The following is an 18919-nucleotide window of genomic DNA, read 5'->3' as shown; positions in this document are numbered from 1 at the left end:
CACACCCCCTCCGGGTTCTTCCCGAGGGGGTGTTTTCGTATCGCGCCCTGCCCGGCGAGCGGCTTGGCAGCGGTGTCGTTCGGCGCTACGTTCTGGCTGGTCGGCGTGGGGATTATCGACTGGGGGGTCGACGATGAGCCGGGACGAGGCACGAGCCATTCGGGACACCGAGCTGGAGAAGGACCGGGCCAGATACGGACTGCTGGCCGTGATCATCAGCAATCTCGCGATCGCCGGTGTCGCGATCTTCGGCGTATGGCGCCTGGACGGCGACCGCGCGGTGATCGTCGGTGTCCTCACCGCCGCGTTCACCGCGGTGAGCAGCATGACCACGGCCTACCTCGGCATCAAGGCCGTCTCCAACACGGCCCGCTCCATCGCCCTGGGCGAGGGCGGCGCGGCGCGACGCGAGCCGGCGCCCACGCCGAGCACAACGCCCACGGTGCCACCGGTCCAGCGGGGCCAGTGAGCCGGCGCGGTCGGTGAGCCGGCGGGGTCAGTGAGCCGGCGCGGTCAGTGAGCCGGCGCGGTCAGTGAGCCGGCGCGGTCAGTGAGCCGGCGCGGTCAGTGAGCCGGCGGGGTCAGTGAGCCGGCGCGGTCAGTGAGCCGGCGCGGTCAGTGAGCCGGCGGGGTCAGTGAGCCGGCGGGGTCAGTGAGCCGGCGGGGTCAGTGAGCCGGCGGGGTCAGTGAGCCGGCGGGGTCAGTGAGCCGGCGGGCGCCCCGCCCGGGCACACCGCCACCCGCCGAACCGGCCCCCGACGTCGCCGACGAACCGCCCGCGTCAAATCGTTCGCGTGTCATTTCCCCGAGGTGAGATCCTGGACCGCGTATGTCTACGCATCCAGCCCCCGCCCTCGGCACCCTCGCCCCCCGCCTGTCCGATCTGTCGCTGCGCGACGCGCACCGGCTCGGCCGCAGGCTCGAAGGCGCGCGCAAGATCCGCCAGCCGCAGGCCCGCGCCGCCGTCCTCGCAGAGATCGAGGGCGAGGTCGGGCAGGCCGAGGAGCGCATGACCGTGCGACGCGCCCGCGTGCCCGGCATCAGCTACCCCGAGCAGCTGCCCGTCAGCCAGAAGAAGGACCTGATCGCCGAAGCCATCCGCGATCACCAGGTCGTCATCGTCGCCGGTGAGACCGGGTCCGGCAAGACCACCCAGATCCCCAAGATCTGTCTGGAGCTCGGGCGCGGAGTCCGGGGAATGATCGGGCACACCCAGCCCCGCCGCATCGCCGCCCGTACCGTCGCCGAGCGGGTGGCCGACGAGCTGCAGACGCCGCTGGGCGAGGCCGTGGGCTGGAAGGTCCGCTTCACCGACCAGGTGGACCCGGACGCCACCTTCATCAAGCTCATGACGGACGGCATCCTGCTCGCCGAGATCCAGACCGACCGCGAGCTGCGCGCCTACGACACGATCATCATCGACGAGGCCCACGAGCGGTCGCTGAACATCGACTTCCTGCTCGGATACCTCGCCCAGCTGCTGCCCAAGCGGCCCGATCTCAAGGTCGTCATCACCTCCGCCACCATCGACCCCGAGCGCTTCTCCCGGCACTTCGGCGACGCGCCCGTCATCGAGGTCAGCGGCCGCACGTACCCGGTGGAGGTGCGCTACCGGCCCCTGCTCGAGGATGACTCCGACGACGCCGACCGGGACCAGATCACCGCGATCACCGACGCCGTCGAGGAACTGATGGCCGAGGGCCAGGGCGACATCCTGGTCTTCCTCTCCGGCGAACGCGAGATCCGCGACACCGCCGACGCCCTGCTCAAGAAGAAATACCGGTTCACCGAGGTACTGCCGCTGTACGCCCGGCTGTCCCACGCCGAACAGCACCGTGTCTTCCAGCCGCACACCGGCCGCAGGATCGTTCTGGCGACGAACGTCGCCGAGACCTCCCTCACGGTCCCGGGCATCAAGTACGTCATCGACCCCGGCTTCGCCCGCATCTCGCGTTACAGCCACCGGACCAAGGTCCAGCGGCTCCCCATCGAACCGGTCTCCCAGGCCAGCGCCAACCAGCGCAAGGGCCGCTGCGGCCGTACGTCCGACGGCATCTGCATCCGCCTCTACAGCGAGGAAGACTTCGTCGCCCGCCCGGAGTTCACGGACGCCGAGATCCTCCGTACGAACCTGGCGAGTGTCATCCTGCAGATGACCGCGGCCGGCCTCGGCGACATCGAGAAGTTCCCCTTCATCGACCCGCCGGACCACCGCAACATCCGCGACGGCGTGCAGCTGCTCCAGGAGCTGGGCGCGCTCGACCCGGACCAGAAGGACCCGCGCAAGCGGCTCACCCAGACCGGCCGCAAGCTCGCCCAGCTGCCCGTCGACCCGCGTCTGGCCCGCATGGTCCTGGAGGCCGACAAGAACGGCTGCGTCCGCGAGGTCATGGTGATCGCCGCCGCGCTGTCCATCCAGGACCCGCGCGAGCGGCCCGCCGACAAGCAGACCCAGGCCGACCAGCAGCACGCCCGCTTCAGGGAAGAGACCAGCGACTTCCTCGCGTATCTCAACCTCTGGCGCTACGTCCGCGAACAGCAGAAGGAACGGGGTTCCTCGTCCTTCCGCCGGATGTGCAAGCAAAAATACCTCAACTTCCTGCGCATCCGCGAATGGCAGGACATCTACACCCAGCTGCGCACGGTCGCCAAGCAGATGGGCATCCACCTCAACGACCAGGACGCGCCCGCCGACCGGATCCACGTCTCCCTGCTCGCCGGCCTGCTCTCGCACATCGGCATGAAGGACGTGAAGGAGTCCAAGGACTCCGGGCCCGGCGCCCGCCGCGACGGCGGCCGCAACGAGTACCTGGGCGCCCGCAACGCCAAGTTCGCGATCTTCCCCGGCTCGGCGCTGTTCAAGAAGCCCCCGCGCTTCGTGATGTCGGCCGAGCTCGTCGAGACCTCCCGCCTCTGGGCCCGCGTCAACGCGCGGATCGAGCCCGAGTGGGTCGAACCGCTCGCGCAGCACCTGGTCAAGCGGACCTACAGCGAACCGCACTGGGAGAAGGACCAGGCGGCCGTGATGGCGTACGAGAAGGTCACGCTGTACGGCGTCCCGATCGTCGCCCAGCGCAAGGTCAACTACGGCCGGATCGACCCGGAGACGAGCCGTGAGCTTTTCATCCGCAACGCGCTGGTCGAGGGCGACTGGCGCACGCACCACAAGTTCTTCGCCGACAACCGCAGGCTGCTGACCGAGGTCGAGGAGCTGGAGCACCGGGCCCGGCGCCGGGACATCCTGGTCGACGACGAGACCCTCTTCGACTTCTACGAGCAGCGGGTGCCCGAACACGTCGTCTCCGGTGCCCACTTCGACTCCTGGTGGAAGCGCAAGCGGCAGGAGCAGCCCGACTTCCTCGACTTCGAGCGGGAGATGCTCATCCGCGAGTCGGCGGAGGCGGTCACCAAGGCCGACTACCCGGACTCCTGGCGGCAGGGCAACCTGAAGTTCCGGGTGACGTACCAGTTCGAACCGGGGGCGGACGCGGACGGCGTGACCGTCCACATCCCGCTGCAGGTGCTCAACCAGGTCACCGACGAGGGCTTCGAATGGCAGATCCCTGGCCTGCGCGAGGAAGTGGTCACGGAGCTGATCCGCTCCCTGCCCAAGCCGATCCGCCGCAACTACGTCCCCGCGCCGAACTACGCGAAGGCGTTCCTGGAGAAGGCGGTCCCACTCCAGGAGCCGCTCACCACCACCATGGCGCGCGAGCTGAAGCGCATGGTCGGCGTGCCCTTCGAGGCGGACGACTTCGACTGGGCGAAGGTCCCCGACCACCTGAAGATCACTTTCAGGATCGTCGACGAACGGCGCCGGAAGCTGGAGGAGGACAAGGACCTTCAGGCACTGAAGCTCCGGCTGAAGCCGAAGGCGAGGAAGGCGCTGTCCCAGGCCGCGGCCGCCACGGCGGTACGCCAGGGCGGCGAGTCACTGGAGCGCCGGGGCCTGACCGACTGGACGATCGGCACCCTCACCCGGGTCTTCGAGACCCGCCGGGCCGGCCAGCCGGTGAAGGCGTACCCGGCACTCGTGGACGACGGCGACACCGTCTCCGTACGGCTCTTCGACACCGAGGCGGAACAGGCCGAGGCCATGTGGAAGGGCACGCGCCGCCTGATCCTGCGCAACATCCCGGTGAACCCCGCGAAGTTCGCGTCCGAAAAGCTCACGAACCAGCAGAAGCTCGCCCTCTCGGCGAACCCGCACGGTTCGATCCAGGCGCTGTTCGACGACTGTGCGACGGCGGCGGCGGACCGGTTGATCGCCGACTTCGGCGGTCCGGCCTGGGACGAGGAGTCGTACCGGAAGCTGTACGACAAGGTGCGGGCCGAGATCGTCGACGTGACCGTGCGGACCGTGGGCCAGGTGCAGCAGGTGCTGGCCGCGTGGCAGGCCTGTGAGCGCCGTCTGAAGGCCGTACGGAGCCCCGCGCTGCTGCCGAACCTGGCGGACGTACGGGCCCAGCTGGACGCGCTCGTGAAGCCGGGCTTCGTGACCGAGTCGGGTCTGCGTCGTCTGCCGGACCTGATGCGCTACCTGGTCGCCGCCGACCGCCGGTTGCAGCAGATGCCGACCAACGTCCAGCGGGACAGCACGCGCATGCAGAAGGTCCACGAGATGCGGGACGAGTACGCATGGCTGCTGGAGCAGCTGCCGCAGGGCCGGCCGGTGCCCTCCTCGGTACGGGACATCCGCTGGATGATCGAGGAGCTCCGGGTCAGCTACTTCGCCCACGCGCTGGGCACCGCGTACCCGGTCTCCGACAAGCGGATCGTGAAGGCGATCGACGCCGCGGCTCCGTGACGGTGTGCGCACAGGGGGTGAGTTCGACCAGGCGGCTCGCCTCCTGTACAGTCTTTTCTCGCAGCGCAACGCACAACAGTCGCCGCGAAACCTGGTCCTGTGGAGCAGTTTGGAGTGCTCGCCACCCTGTCAAGGTGGAGGCCGCGGGTTCAAATCCCGTCAGGACCGCTTGTGAATTGAGGCCCGCCTCCGGCAACGGACGCGGGCCTCAGTCGTTCTCCAGCTCTCGCCCGCACAAGCCACCACCCTGTCAAGGTGGAGGCCGCGCCCGCGGCGCAGCCGCAAACGGGTACAGCAAATCCCGTCAGGACCGCTTGTGAACTGAGGCCCGCCTCCGGCAACGGACGCAGGCCTCGGCCGTGTCTGCCTCGCGTCCGCCGGGCGCGTCCCCGCCGTGGTGTCCTCGCGCCCGCACGGCGCGCCCCTCCCGTCGACCCGCGTCCCCACAGCGCACCCCTCCCCTCGACCCGCGCCCCCACAGCGCACCCCTCCCCTCGACCCGCGCCCCCACGGCGCGCCCCTCCCGTCGACCCGCGCCCCCACAGCGCACCCCTCCCCTCGACCCGCGCCCCCACAGCGCACCCCTCCCCTCGACCCGCGCCCCCACAGCGCACCCCTCCCCTCGACCCGCCTGCGCACGGCGGCACCCGCCTGCGCAGGCGGCCTGCCTCGTCCGTGGAGCCCGGCGGAGCGTGGCTCGGTGGGGGCCACGTCGTCTTGACGCCGTCACATTCGGCCGGTACCCAGAAACCAGGGCCCGCTTTCCCGCAAGCCCGCTGGAGGTGGCGTATGACGGCGTCGGCCAGGCACGAGACAAGGGCGCTGCTCCGTGCGCACCTCGCGGCCGCCTCGTCGTACCGGCATCTCACCCGTCACTGCCCGGTCTGCCACCACCTGCTGCGGCTGGCGATGGACAGCGCCCCCCGGGCCGCGGACGCCCCGGACGAGACGCTCGAGGACGAGAGCCCCTCGACCGCGTGACCGGCCCGAACTCCCCTGCCGGAGCAGGGCGGTGGAACTGCCGCCTCCTTTAGCGCAGGGGTGCGACGGGGAACAAGCGCCCGATCGTGTGATGGGTGTCACCGCATGAGTTTCTGAAACCGAGGAACTTACACCCCTCCTACAACGGATCAATTTAATATGTGCAATTGCACTGCTCTCCGGGGTGCTCCACAGGTGATCCGACAGCCCTCCCCAGACTCCGACAAGCCCGCGCACACAGCTCCCGGCACCTCCCGGTGGGCGCACAAAAAAGATCGCGCTGGACCCGGCGGAGTCCAGCGCGATCGACGACGCACCCTTGTTCAATTGCCTGGCGAGCTCTGGTCGGCTTGGGCGTGGGGCCTGTTGGGGCAGTCCCCGCGTCGCTTGGAGCTGTGGTGTCGGGCGCAGCGGCCGGTTGGGGGTCGGCCGGTTTGCCCTGCTATTCAGTTGTTCAGGCCTCGCTGCGCTGCTGCGGGATGCCCGCGAGCAGAGCGCGGACCTCGGCTTCGCGGTAGCGGCGGTGCCCGCCGAGCGTGCGGATCGACGTGAGCTTGCCGGCCTTCGCCCAGCGCGTGACCGTCTTCGGGTCGACGCGGAACATGGTGGCGACCTCAGCCGGGGTCAGCAGCGGCTCGGCATCAGGGGTGCGAGCGGTCATGAGCGGCCTCCTCGGGAGAACCGAACCTTCTCGGTTCTTTCCTCTAAATTCTGCACCTTGACCCGCGTTGCCCGAAATGGTCGACGCGAGTCGAGTCGGTTATAGGACGAACGGCTTGTCCTCGGCACTACAACTACACCATCTGTCCAGCCGCGTCGGCCAAACCGATGGAATTGCCCTCCCAGGTGTCCATCAGCGACGGAAGCCGATGGACCATGCCATAGCGGACAGTCACGCCGCTGTGACGATCAGTCACAGCGGCGATCAGGAGGCACGGGACCCCCCAAAGCGTGCAATGCGGAGATTCCGCCCACAGTGGTACATGTTCGGACGGACGGAGTCCTCCCCGGACTCCTTGTCCTATTTTGGCATGAGGGGGGGCAAGCGGCGCAAGGGCCGGGTAAGTGCCGTCCGTCACCCTTGGCGCAAACGCCCGGATCGGGACCTACACCCCGTCAGCTTCGCGAAATGCCCCTGACCGTACGCTGTTCGAAGCCGTCCAGGCCGTGACGTGCGTCACTCCTGACGGGCCGTCAGTTGGCCGACCGCAGGTCGCGCACCGACCGCCACCGCTCCACGAGCCGTCCGTACGCCTCCCCCGCGGCGCCCCCGTCGCCCGCGCGCAGCGCCTCGATGCCCTCGGCCACGTCCGCCGCCGAGTGGTCGCCCTCCAGCTCGCCGGCCGGCAGGACGTGCACCAGCCCGCCGTAGTCCAGCTCCACCAGCGAGCGCGGATGGAACTCCTCCAGCCAGCGCCCCACGTCCACCAGGCCGTCGATCAGCGGCCCTTCCTCGATGGTGTCCCGGAGGGTCCGCAGCGCCCGGGCCACCCTGCGCCGGGCCTGCACCATGGGCGTCCGGTAGCGCAGCACCGGCACGTCGCCGCCGAAGTCCGCCGAGTCCGCGGTGCCCTTGGCGTACTCCCGCTCCTCGTCGGAGACCAGCACGAACCAGTTCAGCGGCACCTGCCAGGTCGCGGTGCGGATCCAGGGCCGGGCATCGGGGTTGCGGGCCAGCCAGCGCTCGTAGTCCTGGGCGGCCTGGCGGCGTACGAGCGGGGGCAGCACCGCGTCCAGGACCACGGCGGGGAGCTCCTCGGCGAGGTCGCCCAGGGCCTGCCAGCCGCGCAGCCGGGTGCGCCAGGGGCAGACGCACACCACCCCGTCGACGTCGAGCACGAACGCGTCCCGGCTCTCGTGCACCGGCACCGGCATCGGCGGAGTGGGCAGCAGGTCCGCCAGGGCACGGCGGAGCTCGTCCTGGTAGGAGGGGCGGTCGTCGCGGCGGGCGTAGCGGGCCCACTGACTGCGCTCCGGCTCGGGGAAGGCGGCCAGCGGCTCGTAGACGCGCAGATAGGTCGCGTACGGGACGACCACCGAGGACACCTTGGGCACGCCTGCTCCCTCCCCATCGGACCAGACCCGAAACCCGCCCCGGCCACGCCCGGGCGGACGGAAAACCACTGCAAATCGTCCCACGCCGGAGTGGGAACGTACTCCGTGGGAGGGTGATCCCGACCACTGCACCCGCGGTGACTGTGGCCAGGCTCTACGCTCATGCCACAGCCCCCGCCACCCGTACGGGAGCCGATCCCACCCGCCGCTACTTACCCGGGAGTCACCACCGTGACCGACGTAACCGGCGCACCTGCTGAGGTACTGCACACCCTGTTCCGCTCGGAGCAGGGTGGCCATGAGCAAGTCGTGCTCTGCCAGGACCGCGCCAGCGGACTCAAGGCCGTCATCGCCCTCCACTCCACCGCGCTGGGCCCCGCGCTCGGCGGTACGCGCTTCTACCCGTACGCCAGCGAGGAGGAGGCCGTCGCCGACGCGCTGAACCTCGCCCGCGGCATGTCGTACAAGAACGCCATGGCCGGCCTCGACCACGGCGGCGGCAAGGCCGTGATCATCGGAGACCCGGAGCGGGACAAGACCGAGGAGCTGCTGCTCGCCTACGGGCGTTTCGTGGCCTCGCTGGGTGGCCGCTACGTCACCGCCTGCGACGTCGGCACGTATGTGGCCGACATGGACGTGGTGGCGCGCGAGTGCCGCTGGACCACCGGGCGTTCCCCGGAGAACGGCGGTGCGGGCGACTCCTCCGTGCTGACCGCCTACGGCGTCTTCCAGGGCATGCGGGCCTCGGCCCAGCACCTGTGGGGCGACCCCTCGCTGCGCGACCGCAAGGTCGGCATCGCCGGCGTCGGCAAGGTGGGCCGCCACCTGGTGGGGCACCTCCTCAAGGACGGCGCCGAGGTCGTGATCACGGACGTGCGCAAGGAGTCGGTGCAGGCCATCCTCGACCAGCACCCGGTCGGCGTGAGCGCGGTCACCGACACCGACGCCCTGATCCGGGTCGAGGGCCTCGACATCTACGCCCCGTGCGCGCTGGGCGGCGCCCTGAACGACGACTCCGTGGCGGCGCTGACCGCCAAGGTGGTGTGCGGCGCGGCCAACAACCAGCTCGCCCACCCGGGCGTCGAGAAGGACCTCGCCGACCGCGGGATCCTCTACGCGCCGGACTACGTGGTGAACGCGGGCGGTGTCATCCAGGTCGCCGACGAGCTGCACGGCTTCGACTTCGACCGGTGCCGGGCGAAGGCCGCGAAGATCTTCGACACCACGCTCGCCATATTCGCACGTGCGAAGGAAGACGGGATTCCGCCGGCTGCCGCGGCCGACCGGATCGCCGAGCAGCGGATGGCGGAGGCACGCGTCACGCGCGGGTGGTGAAACCACCGACGGGGCAGCCAGGAGGGCCGGGGACGGCCTGGCGCGGCCAGGATGCAGCACGACCCGGACGTCCTACGTTTGAACGGTACCTGCCGGTGGGCAGTTGGAGAGAACTCTCACTTCCACCGGCGGGTCGCCCGCCAATAAGTGGTTAAAATCGCCACTGACCAGCGAGGACGGGGCGCCTCAACGGTCCTGTGCACACGCGCGTCCTGCGGGCGACGTACCGTATGGCCGCGGGCTCAGGTACCGTGGAAGCCCTACGGACCGGTCTCTCCACGGAGAGCCCGTTCCGGATCATGAACGCGTGTCAGACTCTGGGGCCGTTGAGCCCCGTCGTTGAGGGGGTCGAGCCATGGGGCGCGGCCGGGCCAAGGCCAAGCAGACGAAGGTCGCCCGCCAGCTGAAGTACAACAGCGGTGGGACGGACCTCTCACGCCTGGCCGAGGAGCTGGGCGCATCGACGTCGAACCAGTCGCCGAACGGCGACCGCTTCGAGGACGATGAGCATGACGACGACCTGTACGCACGGTACGCCGACCTTTACGAGGACGACGACGAGGACGAGGACGAAGACTCCTCGCACCAGCGTCGCCGGGGCGCGTAACGCTTGCAGCGGCTCAGCCGTTTTCACCCGGTCCGGGGCTCAGCACCGGACCGGGTTTCGTGCTGCCGTCACGGGGCTCCGCCCACGTGACGGCGCTGCGCGAGCGCCGGACGGGACGCGTCAGGCGCCGAGTCGGGCGTAGTCGCCCACCAGCTCCGCGCCCGTGGTGTGCTCACCCCGGTCCGTGATCTCGCCCGCCACCCAGGCGTCGACCCCTCGGTCGGCGAGTGTGGCGAGGGCCACGTCCGCCGACTCCTGCGGCACGATCGCGATCATGCCGACGCCCATGTTCAGGGTCTTCTCCAGCTCCAGGCGCCCGACGTTGCCGGTCCGTCCGACGAGCTCGAAGACGGGGGCCGGGGTCCAGGTGGAGCGGTCGACCACGGCGTGCAGCCCGTCGGGGATCACACGGGCCAGGTTGGCCGCGAGCCCGCCGCCGGTGACATGGCTGAAGGCGTGCACGTCGGTGGTCCGCGTCAGCGCCAGGCAGTCCAGCGCGTAGATCTTCGTCGGCTCCAGGAGCTCCTCGCCGAGGGTGCGGCCGAACTCCTCGACCTGGGTGTCGAGGGACAGCCCGGCCTGGTCCAGCAGGACGTGACGGACCAGGGAGTACCCGTTCGAGTGAAGTCCGGAGGACGCCATCGCGATCACCGCGTCACCCTTACGGATACGGTCCGCGCCGAGCAGCCGGTCGGCCTCCACGACGCCCGTACCGGCGCCCGCGACGTCGAAGTCGTCCGCGCCCAGCAGCCCCGGGTGTTCGGCCGTCTCGCCGCCCACCAGGGCGCAGCCGGCCAGCACACAGCCCTCCGCGATGCCCTTCACGATCGCGGCGACCCGCTCGGGGTGCACCTTGCCGACGCAGATGTAGTCGGTCATGAACAGCGGCTCGGCACCGCACACCACGATGTCGTCCATGACCATGGCGACCAGGTCGTGGCCGATGGTGTCGTAGACGCCCAGCCGGCGGGCGATGTCGACCTTGGTGCCGACGCCGTCCGTGGCGGAGGCCAGCAGGGGACGCTCGTAGCGCTTGAGGGCGGAGGCGTCGAAGAGCCCGGCGAAGCCGCCGAGGCCGCCGAGGACCTCGGGGCGCTGGGTCTTCTTCACCCACTCCTTCATCAGCTCGACGGCGCGGTCGCCCGCTTCGATGTCGACGCCCGCGGCTGCGTAGCTGGCGCCGCCCTCGGCACTGACGGTCTCAGACATGGAGGTGAGAACTTTCGTGTCGTACGGCAGGACTTACGGGCGGCGGATCGCGTCGGCCGCGGCCGTGGCGGCGGGCCCCGCGGCCAGCTCGGTCTCCAGGAGCTGCTTGCCGAGCAGCTCGGGGTCGGGGAGCTCCATCGGGTACTCGCCGTCGAAGCAGGCGCGGCACAGGTTGGGCTTGGCGATCGTGGTCGCCTCGATCATGCCGTCGATGGAGATGTACGCGAGCGAGTCGGCGCCCAGCGAGGTGCCGATCTCCTCGATGGACATGCCGTTCGCGATGAGCTCGGCGCGGGTGGCGAAGTCGATGCCGAAGAAACAGGGCCACTTCACCGGCGGCGAGGAGATCCGGATGTGGACCTCGGCCGCGCCCGCCTCGCGGAGCATGCGGACCAGGGCGCGCTGGGTGTTGCCGCGGACGATCGAGTCGTCCACGACGACCAGCCGCTTGCCCTTGATGACTTCCTTGAGCGGGTTCAGCTTCAGGCGGATGCCCAGCTGGCGGATGGTCTGCGAGGGCTGGATGAAGGTGCGGCCGACGTAGGCGTTCTTCACCAGGCCGGCGCCGAACGGGATGCCGGAGGCCTCCGCGTAGCCGATGGCGGCGGGGGTGCCCGACTCCGGAGTCGGTATCACCAGGTCGGCCTCGACGGGGGCCTCCTTGGCGAGGCGGCGGCCCATCTCGACGCGCGAGAGGTAGACGTTCCGGCCGGCGATGTCGGTGTCCGGGCGGGCCAGGTACACGTACTCGAAGACACAGCCCTTGGGCTTCGCTTCCGCGAATCGGGACGTGCGCAGACCGTTCTCGTCGATCGCCACGAACTCGCCCGGCTCGATCTCGCGGACGAAGCTGGCGCCGGTGATGTCCAGCGCGGCGGTCTCCGAGGCGACGACCCAGCCGCGCTCCAGCCGGCCGAGAACCAGCGGGCGGATGCCCTGCGGGTCGCGGGCGGCGTACAGGGTGTGCTCGTCCATGAAGACGAGGCTGAAGGCGCCCTTGACCTGCGGGAGGACCGCGTGCGCGGCCTCCTCGATGGTCAGCGGCTTGCCGTCGGCGTCGACCTGGGCCGCCAGGAGCGCGGTGAGCAGGTCGGTGTCGTTGGTGGCCGCGACCCGGGTCGAGCGGCCGTTGTTGTCCCGGGGCAGCTCGGCGACCATCTCGGCGAGCTGCGCCGTGTTGACCAGGTTGCCGTTGTGGCCGAGCGCGATGGAGCCGTGCGCGGTGGCGCGGAACGTCGGCTGGGCGTTCTCCCACACGGAGGCGCCGGTGGTCGAGTAGCGGGCGTGACCGACCGCGATGTGACCCTGGAGCGAACCGAGCGAGGTCTCGTCGAAGACCTGGGAGACCAGGCCCATGTCCTTGAAGACGAGGATCTGGGAGCCGTTGCTGACCGCGATTCCCGCGGATTCCTGACCCCGGTGCTGGAGGGCGTAGAGCCCGAAGTACGTGAGCTTTGCGACCTCTTCGCCCGGAGCCCAGACACCGAAGACGCCACACGCGTCCTGGGGGCCTTTCTCGCCGGGGAGCAGATCGTGATTGAGTCGACCGTCACCACGTGGCACGGCACCGAGTGTAGGCGAGATCGACCACTGGTCCGAATTGGGGAATGCCGGGGAAGGCACCGCGGTAAGGGGTCACCCGCTCGCGACTGCTGTCACGCTCTCCCCGTTCTGGCTGGTCAGCGTGAGGGTGCGGTGGTCGAGCCGGTAGGTCGCGGTGCCGTCGAACAGGCGCAGCAGGCTCTTCTCCGTGCGCATGAGTGAGGCGTCGCACATCATTCGGGTGGTGGACGCGCGGCCGAAGGTGATGTGTCCGTCGCGCACGGTGGCCTGCGCCCAGACGTGGTTGCAGCCGAGGCTGCCGGTGACCTTGCCGGAGGCGCGGTCGAGGACCAGGTAGGGCTTGGCGTTCTTCGGGAGGGACACCGAGGTGCCGTGGGAACCGAGGGCGGTGACGGTCCACTTCGTGCCGTAGAGGGGAGCGTCGCGCTCCTTGGTGAGGTGCACGGCGTCGCCCGCGTCGGTGGTGAGGGTCAGCCGGTCGCCGGTGACCGCGGCCTTGAGGGCTCCGTCGGCCAGGGTCCGGGAGAGCTTCTGCTCGAAGGCCATGGGGACGCCCGGGCAGGCCATCTCGGTGGCCCAGGTCCGCCGGAAGACGACACGGTCGTCCGTCAGCCGGGCCGTCGAGCCGAAGCTGTTGCAGCCGAGGTTGCCCTCCGCCCTGCCGTCCTCGCCGATCCGCAGGTAGGCGTTGCCCGGGGCCCGGCTGGTCCGGCCGTCGAGGGTGAGGCTGTCCACGCTCCAGTGGACTCCGGCGACGGACTGCCGGGCGCCGCCGGGTCCGCTGCCCACCTTCTCGCTGCCACAAGCCACCGCGAGCGGAGCCAGCGCGACGGCCGCCGTCAGGATGATGCGCTGCTTGTACCGGTACATGCCGATTCGACGGGCGAGGTGGGGTGATCGGTTCCCCTCGGCCGACTCATCGGTTCCCCCGGCCGGCTCATCGGTTCCCCTCGCCCTGCTCAGGACATCAGCGGCAGCAGCGCCCCGAGGTCCGCCCGCTCCCCGCTCGCGCTGACCGCGGCCGCCTCCACGGCGTCCTTCCAGGCCATCCGCCCGGTGGCGAGCCGAATCCAGGTCAGCGGGTCGGTCTCGACGACGTTGGGCGGGGTGCCGCGGGTGTGCCGGGGTCCCTCGACGCACTGCACCACGGCGTACGGCGGGATGCGCACCTCGGTGGACCCGCCGGGCGCCCGCACGGCCAGCGCGTCGGCCAGCAACCGGGTGCAGGCGGCGACGGCCTGGCGGTCGTACGGGATGTCGGACCCCGGGACGGCGGCGTTCAGGTCGTCGGTGTGGACGACGAGTTCGACGGTGCGGGTGACGAGGTAGTCGGCCAGTGGCAGGGCTCCGACGTTCGTGGCGAGCAGCCGGGTGCCGGGCAGCCCGGCCGATCGCGCCACAAACCGCTCCTCGATCCCGCCGAGGTAGGCGTCGAGGTCGGGGTTCTCCTCGGCGAACCGGTGGGCGAGGACGGCGAGTTCGGCGGCGTTCACCGCCGTCGCGAACGGCCAGTCGAGCAGCACCGCGTCCTGCCGGGCCGGCTCGGGCCGGTCCAGGGCCCGGTCGACCGCGGAGAGCGCCATGCCGATGTGGGCGACCAGGTCCCGTACGGTCCAGTCGCCCAGCCGGGTGGGCCGGGCGAGTTGCTCGGGGGTGAGGCCTCGGGCGGCTTCCCGTACGTGGGCGAACTGGGCGAGGACCGCGGCGCGGATCTTCGCCGGGTCGTAGGTCCGTGTGCGCTTCCTGGCCGGGGGCATGGGGGTGAGCCTAAGCCTTCACGGCGCGGCCGCTCAGGCCCTTTGCGCGCGGCCGCTCTCCCCGACGAGGGCCACAGCCGGTCCACGGCACGCGTCTCGAAGGCCCCGCCCGGCGAACCGGTCGGGGCCTTCGACGTCGTACGAGGTGCCGTAAGGCGTGCGTGCGACCGTACGGCCGCTTACGCGAGCAGCGCCGGGATCGTGGCCTCGTGGGCCTCGCGGAGCTCGGTCAGGGACAGCTCGAACTCGCCCTGGACCTCGATCGTGTCCCCGTCCACGACACCGATGCGGGTGGCGGGCAGGCCGCGCGCGCCGCACATGTCGTTGAAGCGGACCTCCTCCGAGCGCGGTACGGCGACGACGGCGCGTCCGGCCGACTCCGACAGGAGGAAGGTGAACGCGTCGAGGCCGTCCGGCACGACCAGCCGGGCACCCTTGCCGCCGAGCAGCGCGGACTCCACCACGGCCTGGATCAGACCGCCGTCGGACAGGTCGTGCGCGGAGTCGACCATGCCGTCGCGGGAGGCGGAGATCAGGATCTCGGCGAGCAGCCGCTCGCGCTCCAGGTCGACCTTGGGCGGCAGTCCGCCCAGGTGGTCGTGGACCACCTGCGACCAGGCCGAGCCGCCGAACTCCTCACGGGTGTCGCCGAGGAGGTAGAGCAGCTGCCCCTCCTCCTGGAAGGCGACCGGGGTGCGCCGGGCCACGTCGTCGATGACGCCGAGGACCGCGACCACCGGCGTCGGGTGGATGGCCGCCTCGCCCGTCTGGTTGTAGAGCGAGACGTTGCCGCCGGTCACCGGGGTGCCGAGCTGCTGACAGGCGTCGGCGAGACCGCGCACGGCCTCCGCGAACTGCCACATGACCGCCGGGTCCTCGGGCGAGCCGAAGTTGAGGCAGTCGGAGACGGCGAGCGGCTTGGCGCCGGTGGTCGCCACGTTCCGGTAGGCCTCCGCGAGGGCCAGCTGCGCGCCCGCGTACGGGTCGAGCTTGGCGTACCGGCCGTTGCCGTCGGTCGCGAGCGCGACACCGAGGCCGGTGCTCTCGTCGATGCGGATCATCCCGGAGTCCTCGGGCTGGGCAAGGACGGTGTTGCCCTGCACGAAGTGGTCGTACTGAGAGGTGATCCACTTCTTGGAGGCCTGGTTGGGAGAGGCCACCAGCTTCAGGATCTGGTCCTTCAGCTCCTGGCTCGACGACGGCCGGGGAAGCTTGTTCGCGTCGTCGGCCTGCAGCTCGTCCTGCCAGGACGGGCGGGCGTACGGGCGCTCGTAGACCGGGCCCTCGTGCGCCACCGTGCGCGGGTCGACGTCCACGATCTTGCCGCCGTGCCAGTAGATCTCCAGGCGGTCGCCGTCGGTCACCTCACCGATGACGGTGGCGATGACGTCCCACTTCTCGCAGATCTCCAGGAAGCGGTCGACCTTGTCCGGCTCGACGACCGCGCACATGCGCTCCTGCGACTCGCTCATGAGGATCTCCTCCGGCGAGAGCGTGGAGTCGCGCAGCGGTACGTCGTCCAGGGTCACGCGCATGCCGCCGGAGCCGTTGGAGGCGAGCTCCGAGGTCGCGCAGGACAGACCGGCCGCGCCCAGGTCCTGGATGCCGACGACCAGCTTCTCGGCGAACGCCTCCAGCGTGCACTCGATGAGGAGCTTCTCCTGGAAGGGGTCGCCGACCTGGACCGCCGGGCGCTTGGACGGCTTGGCGTCGTCGAAGGTCTCGGAGGCCAGGATCGAGGCGCCGCCGATGCCGTCGCCACCGGTCCGGGCGCCGTACAGGACGACCTTGTTGCCCGCGCCGGAGGCCTTGGCCAGGTGGATGTCCTCGTGCCGCATGACACCGATGCAGCCCGCGTTGACCAGCGGGTTGCCCTGGTAGCAGGCGTCGAAGACGACCTCGCCGCCGATGTTGGGCAGGCCCAGGCAGTTGCCGTAGCCGCCGATGCCCGCGACGACGCCCGGCAGGACGCGCTTGGTGTCGGGGTGGTCGGCCGCGCCGAAGCGCAGCGGGTCGACGACGGCGACCGGCCGCGCGCCCATCGCGATGATGTCGCGGACGATGCCGCCCACGCCGGTGGCCGCGCCCTGGTAGGGCTCGACGTACGACGGGTGGTTGTGCGACTCGACCTTGAAGGTCACCGCGTAGCCCTGGCCGACGTCCACCACACCGGCGTTCTCGCCGATGCCCACGAGCAGGGCGTCGTTCTCGGGGGCCTTCTCGCCGAACTGGCGGAGGTGGACCTTGGAGGACTTGTACGAGCAGTGCTCGGACCACATCACCGAGTACATGGCGAGTTCGGCGCCGGTGGGGCGGCGGCCCAGGATCTCGACGATCCGCTCGTACTCGTCCTTCTTCAGGCCGAGTTCGGCCCAGGGCAGCTCGACGTCGGGGGTCGCGGCCGCGTGCTCGACCGTGTCCAGAGGCGTCCTGCTCATGCGCCCACCAGCTTCTTGATGATCGAGGTGAAGAAAGGGAGCCCGTCGGTACGCCCGGTACCGATCAGCGGCTCGACGGCGTGCTCGGGGTGCGGCATGAGGCCGACGACGTTCCCGGCCTCGTTGGTGATTCCGGCGATGCCCCGGAGGCTGCCGTTCGGGTTGAAGTCGACGTACCGGAAGACCACCCGGCCCTCGGCCTCCAGCTTGTCGAGCGTGTAGTCGTCGGCGACGTACCGGCCGTCCATGTTCTTCAGCGGGATGTGGATCTCCTGACCGGCGCTGTAGTCGCCGGTCCAGGCGGTCTCCGCGTTCTCCACCCGCAGCTTCTGGTCGCGGCAGATGAAGTGGAGGTGGTCGTTGCCGAGCATGGCGCCCGGCAGGAGGTGGGCCTCGGTGAGGACCTGGAAGCCGTTGCAGATGCCGAGGACCGGCAGGCCGGCCCTCGCCTGCTCGATGACGGTCTCCATCACCGGCGAGAAGCGGGAGATGGCGCCGGCGCGCAGGTAGTCGCCGTAGGAGAAACCGCCGGGCAGGACCACCGCGTCGACCTGCTCGAGGTCCTTGTCCTTGTGCCACAGGGCGACGGGTTCCGCGCCCGCGAGGCGGATCGCACGCTGGGTGTCCCGGTCGTCGAGGCTGCCCGGAAAAGTGACGACGCCGATACGAGCGGTCACTTCGCGGCCTCCGTGACTTCCTCCACCTTGACGGTGAAGTCCTCGATCACGGTGTTGGCGAGGAAGGATTCGGCAAGATCGTGAATGCGGGCGAGCACGGCCTCGTCGACCGGCCCGTCAACTTCCAGTTCGAATCGCTTTCCCTGACGTACGTCGGAGATGCCGTCGAAACCCAGCCGCGGCAGTGCGCGCTGCACCGCCTGGCCCTGGGGGTCGAGGATCTCCGGCTTGAGCATGACGTCGACTACGACGCGTGCCACTGGCACTCCCGGTGTGTGGTGCTGAGCAGGTTCCTTCAGACTACCTGTACAAAATTTCTACGCGAGTAGACTCGTAGGAAACTACGTGACCGTCATCACGATCCGGTATCGAGCGGGCGTCTTCGTGAAAAGTTCTGGGAAAGTTCGGCGATCCGTGTCGGACCCGGTATTGCGCTGGGACACGCGGACAGATTTAGTCGGGCTTCACTTTGCAATGCCCGGCACTGTACAAATGAATTGGCGACAGCCGATACTTTTCCCGATAACAGGCGAACAGCCGGCATCTCCGAACGTCTCCGCACGTCACCGCGGAGACGTGCCCGTGGAGGTGTCGCACGAAGGGACCGATATTCGTGGCGCAGCGTGTCGTGGTCACTCTCTCTGACGACATCGACGGCTCGGAAGCGGCGGAAACGATCGCCTTCGGACTCGACGGCAAGTCCTACGAGATCGACCTGAACCAAGCCAATGCCAAGAAACTGCGTAAGGCGCTCGCGCCCTACGTGGAGGCGGGCCGCAAGCGGTCGAGGTCGGGCAAGGCCTACCGGCAGACGGAGGTCGCCCCCGACCCGGCGGCCGTCCGGGCCTGGGCCCAGGCCAACAAGATGGACGTGCCGGCCCGCGGCCGCATCCCCAAGAAGGTCTACGAGGCGTTCGCCGCGGCACAGTGACGCCACCGTTCCACGGCGTGCCGGGGCGGCCGGGCGCGGCCCAGGGCCCGTCAGCGGGCCCTGGGGCCAACCGACTTGCGCTACCCCCCTGCTGATCAGTTAATGTCTGGAGCACGCCGAGGGGCGAGGCCGAAAGGCCGAAGCCCACGGAGTACATGCGGGTGTAGTTCAGTAGCAGAACATCCCCCTTCCAGGGGGAAGGCGCAGTGTGCGATTCCTGTCACCCGCTCTGCACCGCCGGTCCCGACCACTCTTGTGGATCAGGTAGGCTGGTGCTCGCACCGATCGGTGGGAGCCGGTCGGGGGCATTGCGGACGTAGCTCAGTTGGTAGAGCGCAACCTTGCCAAGGTTGAGGTCGCGAGTTCGAGCCTCGTCGTCCGCTCGGGAAACAAGACCCCGGTCCACTGGACCGGGGTCTTTTTCGTGTGCCGCATCTTGCACGTTTCGTTGTGCCTCGTCTTGCACGCCTCGTTGTGCCGCATCGTGCACGCCCTCTGACATTTGTCATGCCGGGTGATGACACCGCGCACTGCTGCCGGCTTCCGTCCGCCGGGACGC

At 69.9% G+C, this 18919-nt stretch carries 15 protein-coding genes and 3 tRNA genes; 9 read left to right on the top strand and 9 right to left on the bottom strand.

The genetic code is table 11. The features are described 5' to 3' along the window. Window positions 1-133: 133 nt before the first annotated feature. The 4 genes from AB0A61_RS30285 to AB0A61_RS30270 all read left to right on the top strand — a co-directional run bounded on the left by AB0A61_RS30285 (window position 134) and on the right by AB0A61_RS30270 (window position 5788). Complete coding sequence (locus tag AB0A61_RS30285; RefSeq protein ID WP_361299145.1) at window positions 134-469, top strand: hypothetical protein; 336 nt, start codon at window positions 134-136, stop codon at window positions 467-469. Between the two features lie 360 nt (window positions 470-829). Then, window positions 830-4807: an ATP-dependent RNA helicase HrpA gene (gene hrpA / locus AB0A61_RS30280; protein WP_361299142.1), complete on the top strand. Its 3978-nt coding sequence runs from the start codon at window positions 830-832 to the stop codon at window positions 4805-4807. Between the two features lie 93 nt (window positions 4808-4900). Next, window positions 4901-4975: transfer RNA gene (locus AB0A61_RS30275), tRNA-Asp, on the top strand. A 621-nt stretch (window positions 4976-5596) separates the two neighbouring features. Further along, window positions 5597-5788: a DUF6274 family protein gene (locus tag AB0A61_RS30270; RefSeq protein ID WP_361299139.1), complete on the top strand. Its 192-nt coding sequence runs from the start codon at window positions 5597-5599 to the stop codon at window positions 5786-5788. A gap of 454 nt (window positions 5789-6242) precedes the next feature. Here AB0A61_RS30270 and bldC read toward each other — a convergent pair whose 3' ends face one another. Then, on the bottom strand, window positions 6243-6449 hold the full coding sequence (gene bldC / locus AB0A61_RS30265) for a developmental transcriptional regulator BldC (protein ID WP_003949541.1): 207 nt from the start codon (window positions 6447-6449) through the stop codon (window positions 6243-6245). A 533-nt stretch (window positions 6450-6982) separates the two neighbouring features. Further along, window positions 6983-7843, bottom strand: a complete 861-nt coding sequence (locus AB0A61_RS30260) for a hypothetical protein (RefSeq protein ID WP_361299136.1) — start codon at window positions 7841-7843, stop codon at window positions 6983-6985. Between the two features lie 231 nt (window positions 7844-8074). On the opposite strand from AB0A61_RS30260, the gene AB0A61_RS30255 reads away from it, so the two are divergent. Both AB0A61_RS30255 and AB0A61_RS30250 read left to right on the top strand, forming a co-directional pair. Continuing rightward, entirely contained in the window at window positions 8075-9178 is a 1104-nt protein-coding gene (locus tag AB0A61_RS30255) for a Glu/Leu/Phe/Val dehydrogenase dimerization domain-containing protein (protein ID WP_361299133.1), read from the top strand. Window positions 9179-9533: 355 nt separating this feature from the next. Further along, the gene (locus tag AB0A61_RS30250; RefSeq protein ID WP_361299130.1) at window positions 9534-9785 is read left to right on the top strand and encodes a DUF3073 domain-containing protein; all 252 of its coding nucleotides are present in this window, start codon (window positions 9534-9536) and stop codon (window positions 9783-9785) included. A 120-nt stretch (window positions 9786-9905) separates the two neighbouring features. On the opposite strand, the gene purM is transcribed toward AB0A61_RS30250, so the two are convergent. From purM to purS, 7 genes are all read right to left on the bottom strand, one after another. Continuing rightward, window positions 9906-10994 (bottom strand): phosphoribosylformylglycinamidine cyclo-ligase, encoded by a 1089-nt coding sequence (purM, locus tag AB0A61_RS30245; RefSeq protein WP_361299127.1) that lies wholly within the window; start codon window positions 10992-10994, stop codon window positions 9906-9908. Window positions 10995-11027: 33 nt separating this feature from the next. Continuing rightward, a complete protein-coding gene (purF, locus tag AB0A61_RS30240) occupies window positions 11028-12557 on the bottom strand; it encodes an amidophosphoribosyltransferase (protein WP_361299124.1) in 1530 nt (509 codons plus the stop codon). Window positions 12558-12629: 72 nt separating this feature from the next. Next, complete coding sequence (locus AB0A61_RS30235; RefSeq protein WP_361299121.1) at window positions 12630-13427, bottom strand: META domain-containing protein; 798 nt, start codon at window positions 13425-13427, stop codon at window positions 12630-12632. An 89-nt stretch (window positions 13428-13516) separates the two neighbouring features. Further along, window positions 13517-14314 carry a sterol carrier family protein gene (locus AB0A61_RS30230; protein ID WP_361299118.1) on the bottom strand — a complete coding sequence of 266 codons (798 nt, stop codon included), beginning with the start codon at window positions 14312-14314 and terminating at the stop codon, window positions 13517-13519. A 179-nt stretch (window positions 14315-14493) separates the two neighbouring features. Next, a complete protein-coding gene (purL, locus tag AB0A61_RS30225; RefSeq protein ID WP_361299116.1) occupies window positions 14494-16752 on the bottom strand; it encodes a phosphoribosylformylglycinamidine synthase subunit PurL in 2259 nt (752 codons plus the stop codon). Further along, a complete protein-coding gene (gene purQ / locus AB0A61_RS30220) occupies window positions 16749-17429 on the bottom strand; it encodes a phosphoribosylformylglycinamidine synthase subunit PurQ (RefSeq protein ID WP_361299113.1) in 681 nt (226 codons plus the stop codon). The genes purL and purQ overlap by 4 nt, the downstream gene beginning before the upstream one ends. After that, window positions 17426-17689 carry a phosphoribosylformylglycinamidine synthase subunit PurS gene (gene purS, locus AB0A61_RS30215; RefSeq protein WP_361299110.1) on the bottom strand — a complete coding sequence of 88 codons (264 nt, stop codon included), beginning with the start codon at window positions 17687-17689 and terminating at the stop codon, window positions 17426-17428. The genes purQ and purS overlap by 4 nt, the downstream gene beginning before the upstream one ends. Window positions 17690-18042: 353 nt before the next feature. Here purS and AB0A61_RS30210 point away from each other — a divergent pair, with 353 nt between their 5' ends. From AB0A61_RS30210 to AB0A61_RS30200, 3 genes are all read left to right on the top strand, one after another. Then, window positions 18043-18360: an Lsr2 family protein gene (locus AB0A61_RS30210; protein WP_361299107.1), complete on the top strand. Its 318-nt coding sequence runs from the start codon at window positions 18043-18045 to the stop codon at window positions 18358-18360. 157 nt (window positions 18361-18517) lie between these two features. Next, a tRNA-Gly gene (locus tag AB0A61_RS30205) sits at window positions 18518-18589 on the top strand. Window positions 18590-18670: 81 nt separating this feature from the next. Beyond that, window positions 18671-18743: transfer RNA gene (locus tag AB0A61_RS30200), tRNA-Gly, on the top strand. Window positions 18744-18919: the final 176 nt, after the last annotated feature.

Source organism: Streptomyces sp. NPDC046197 (assembly GCF_040646295.1).
Taxonomy (GTDB): domain Bacteria; phylum Actinomycetota; class Actinomycetes; order Streptomycetales; family Streptomycetaceae; genus Streptomyces.
Note: the sequence above shows the minus strand (reverse complement) of the source record. Positions and strands in the feature narration are given on the sequence as shown.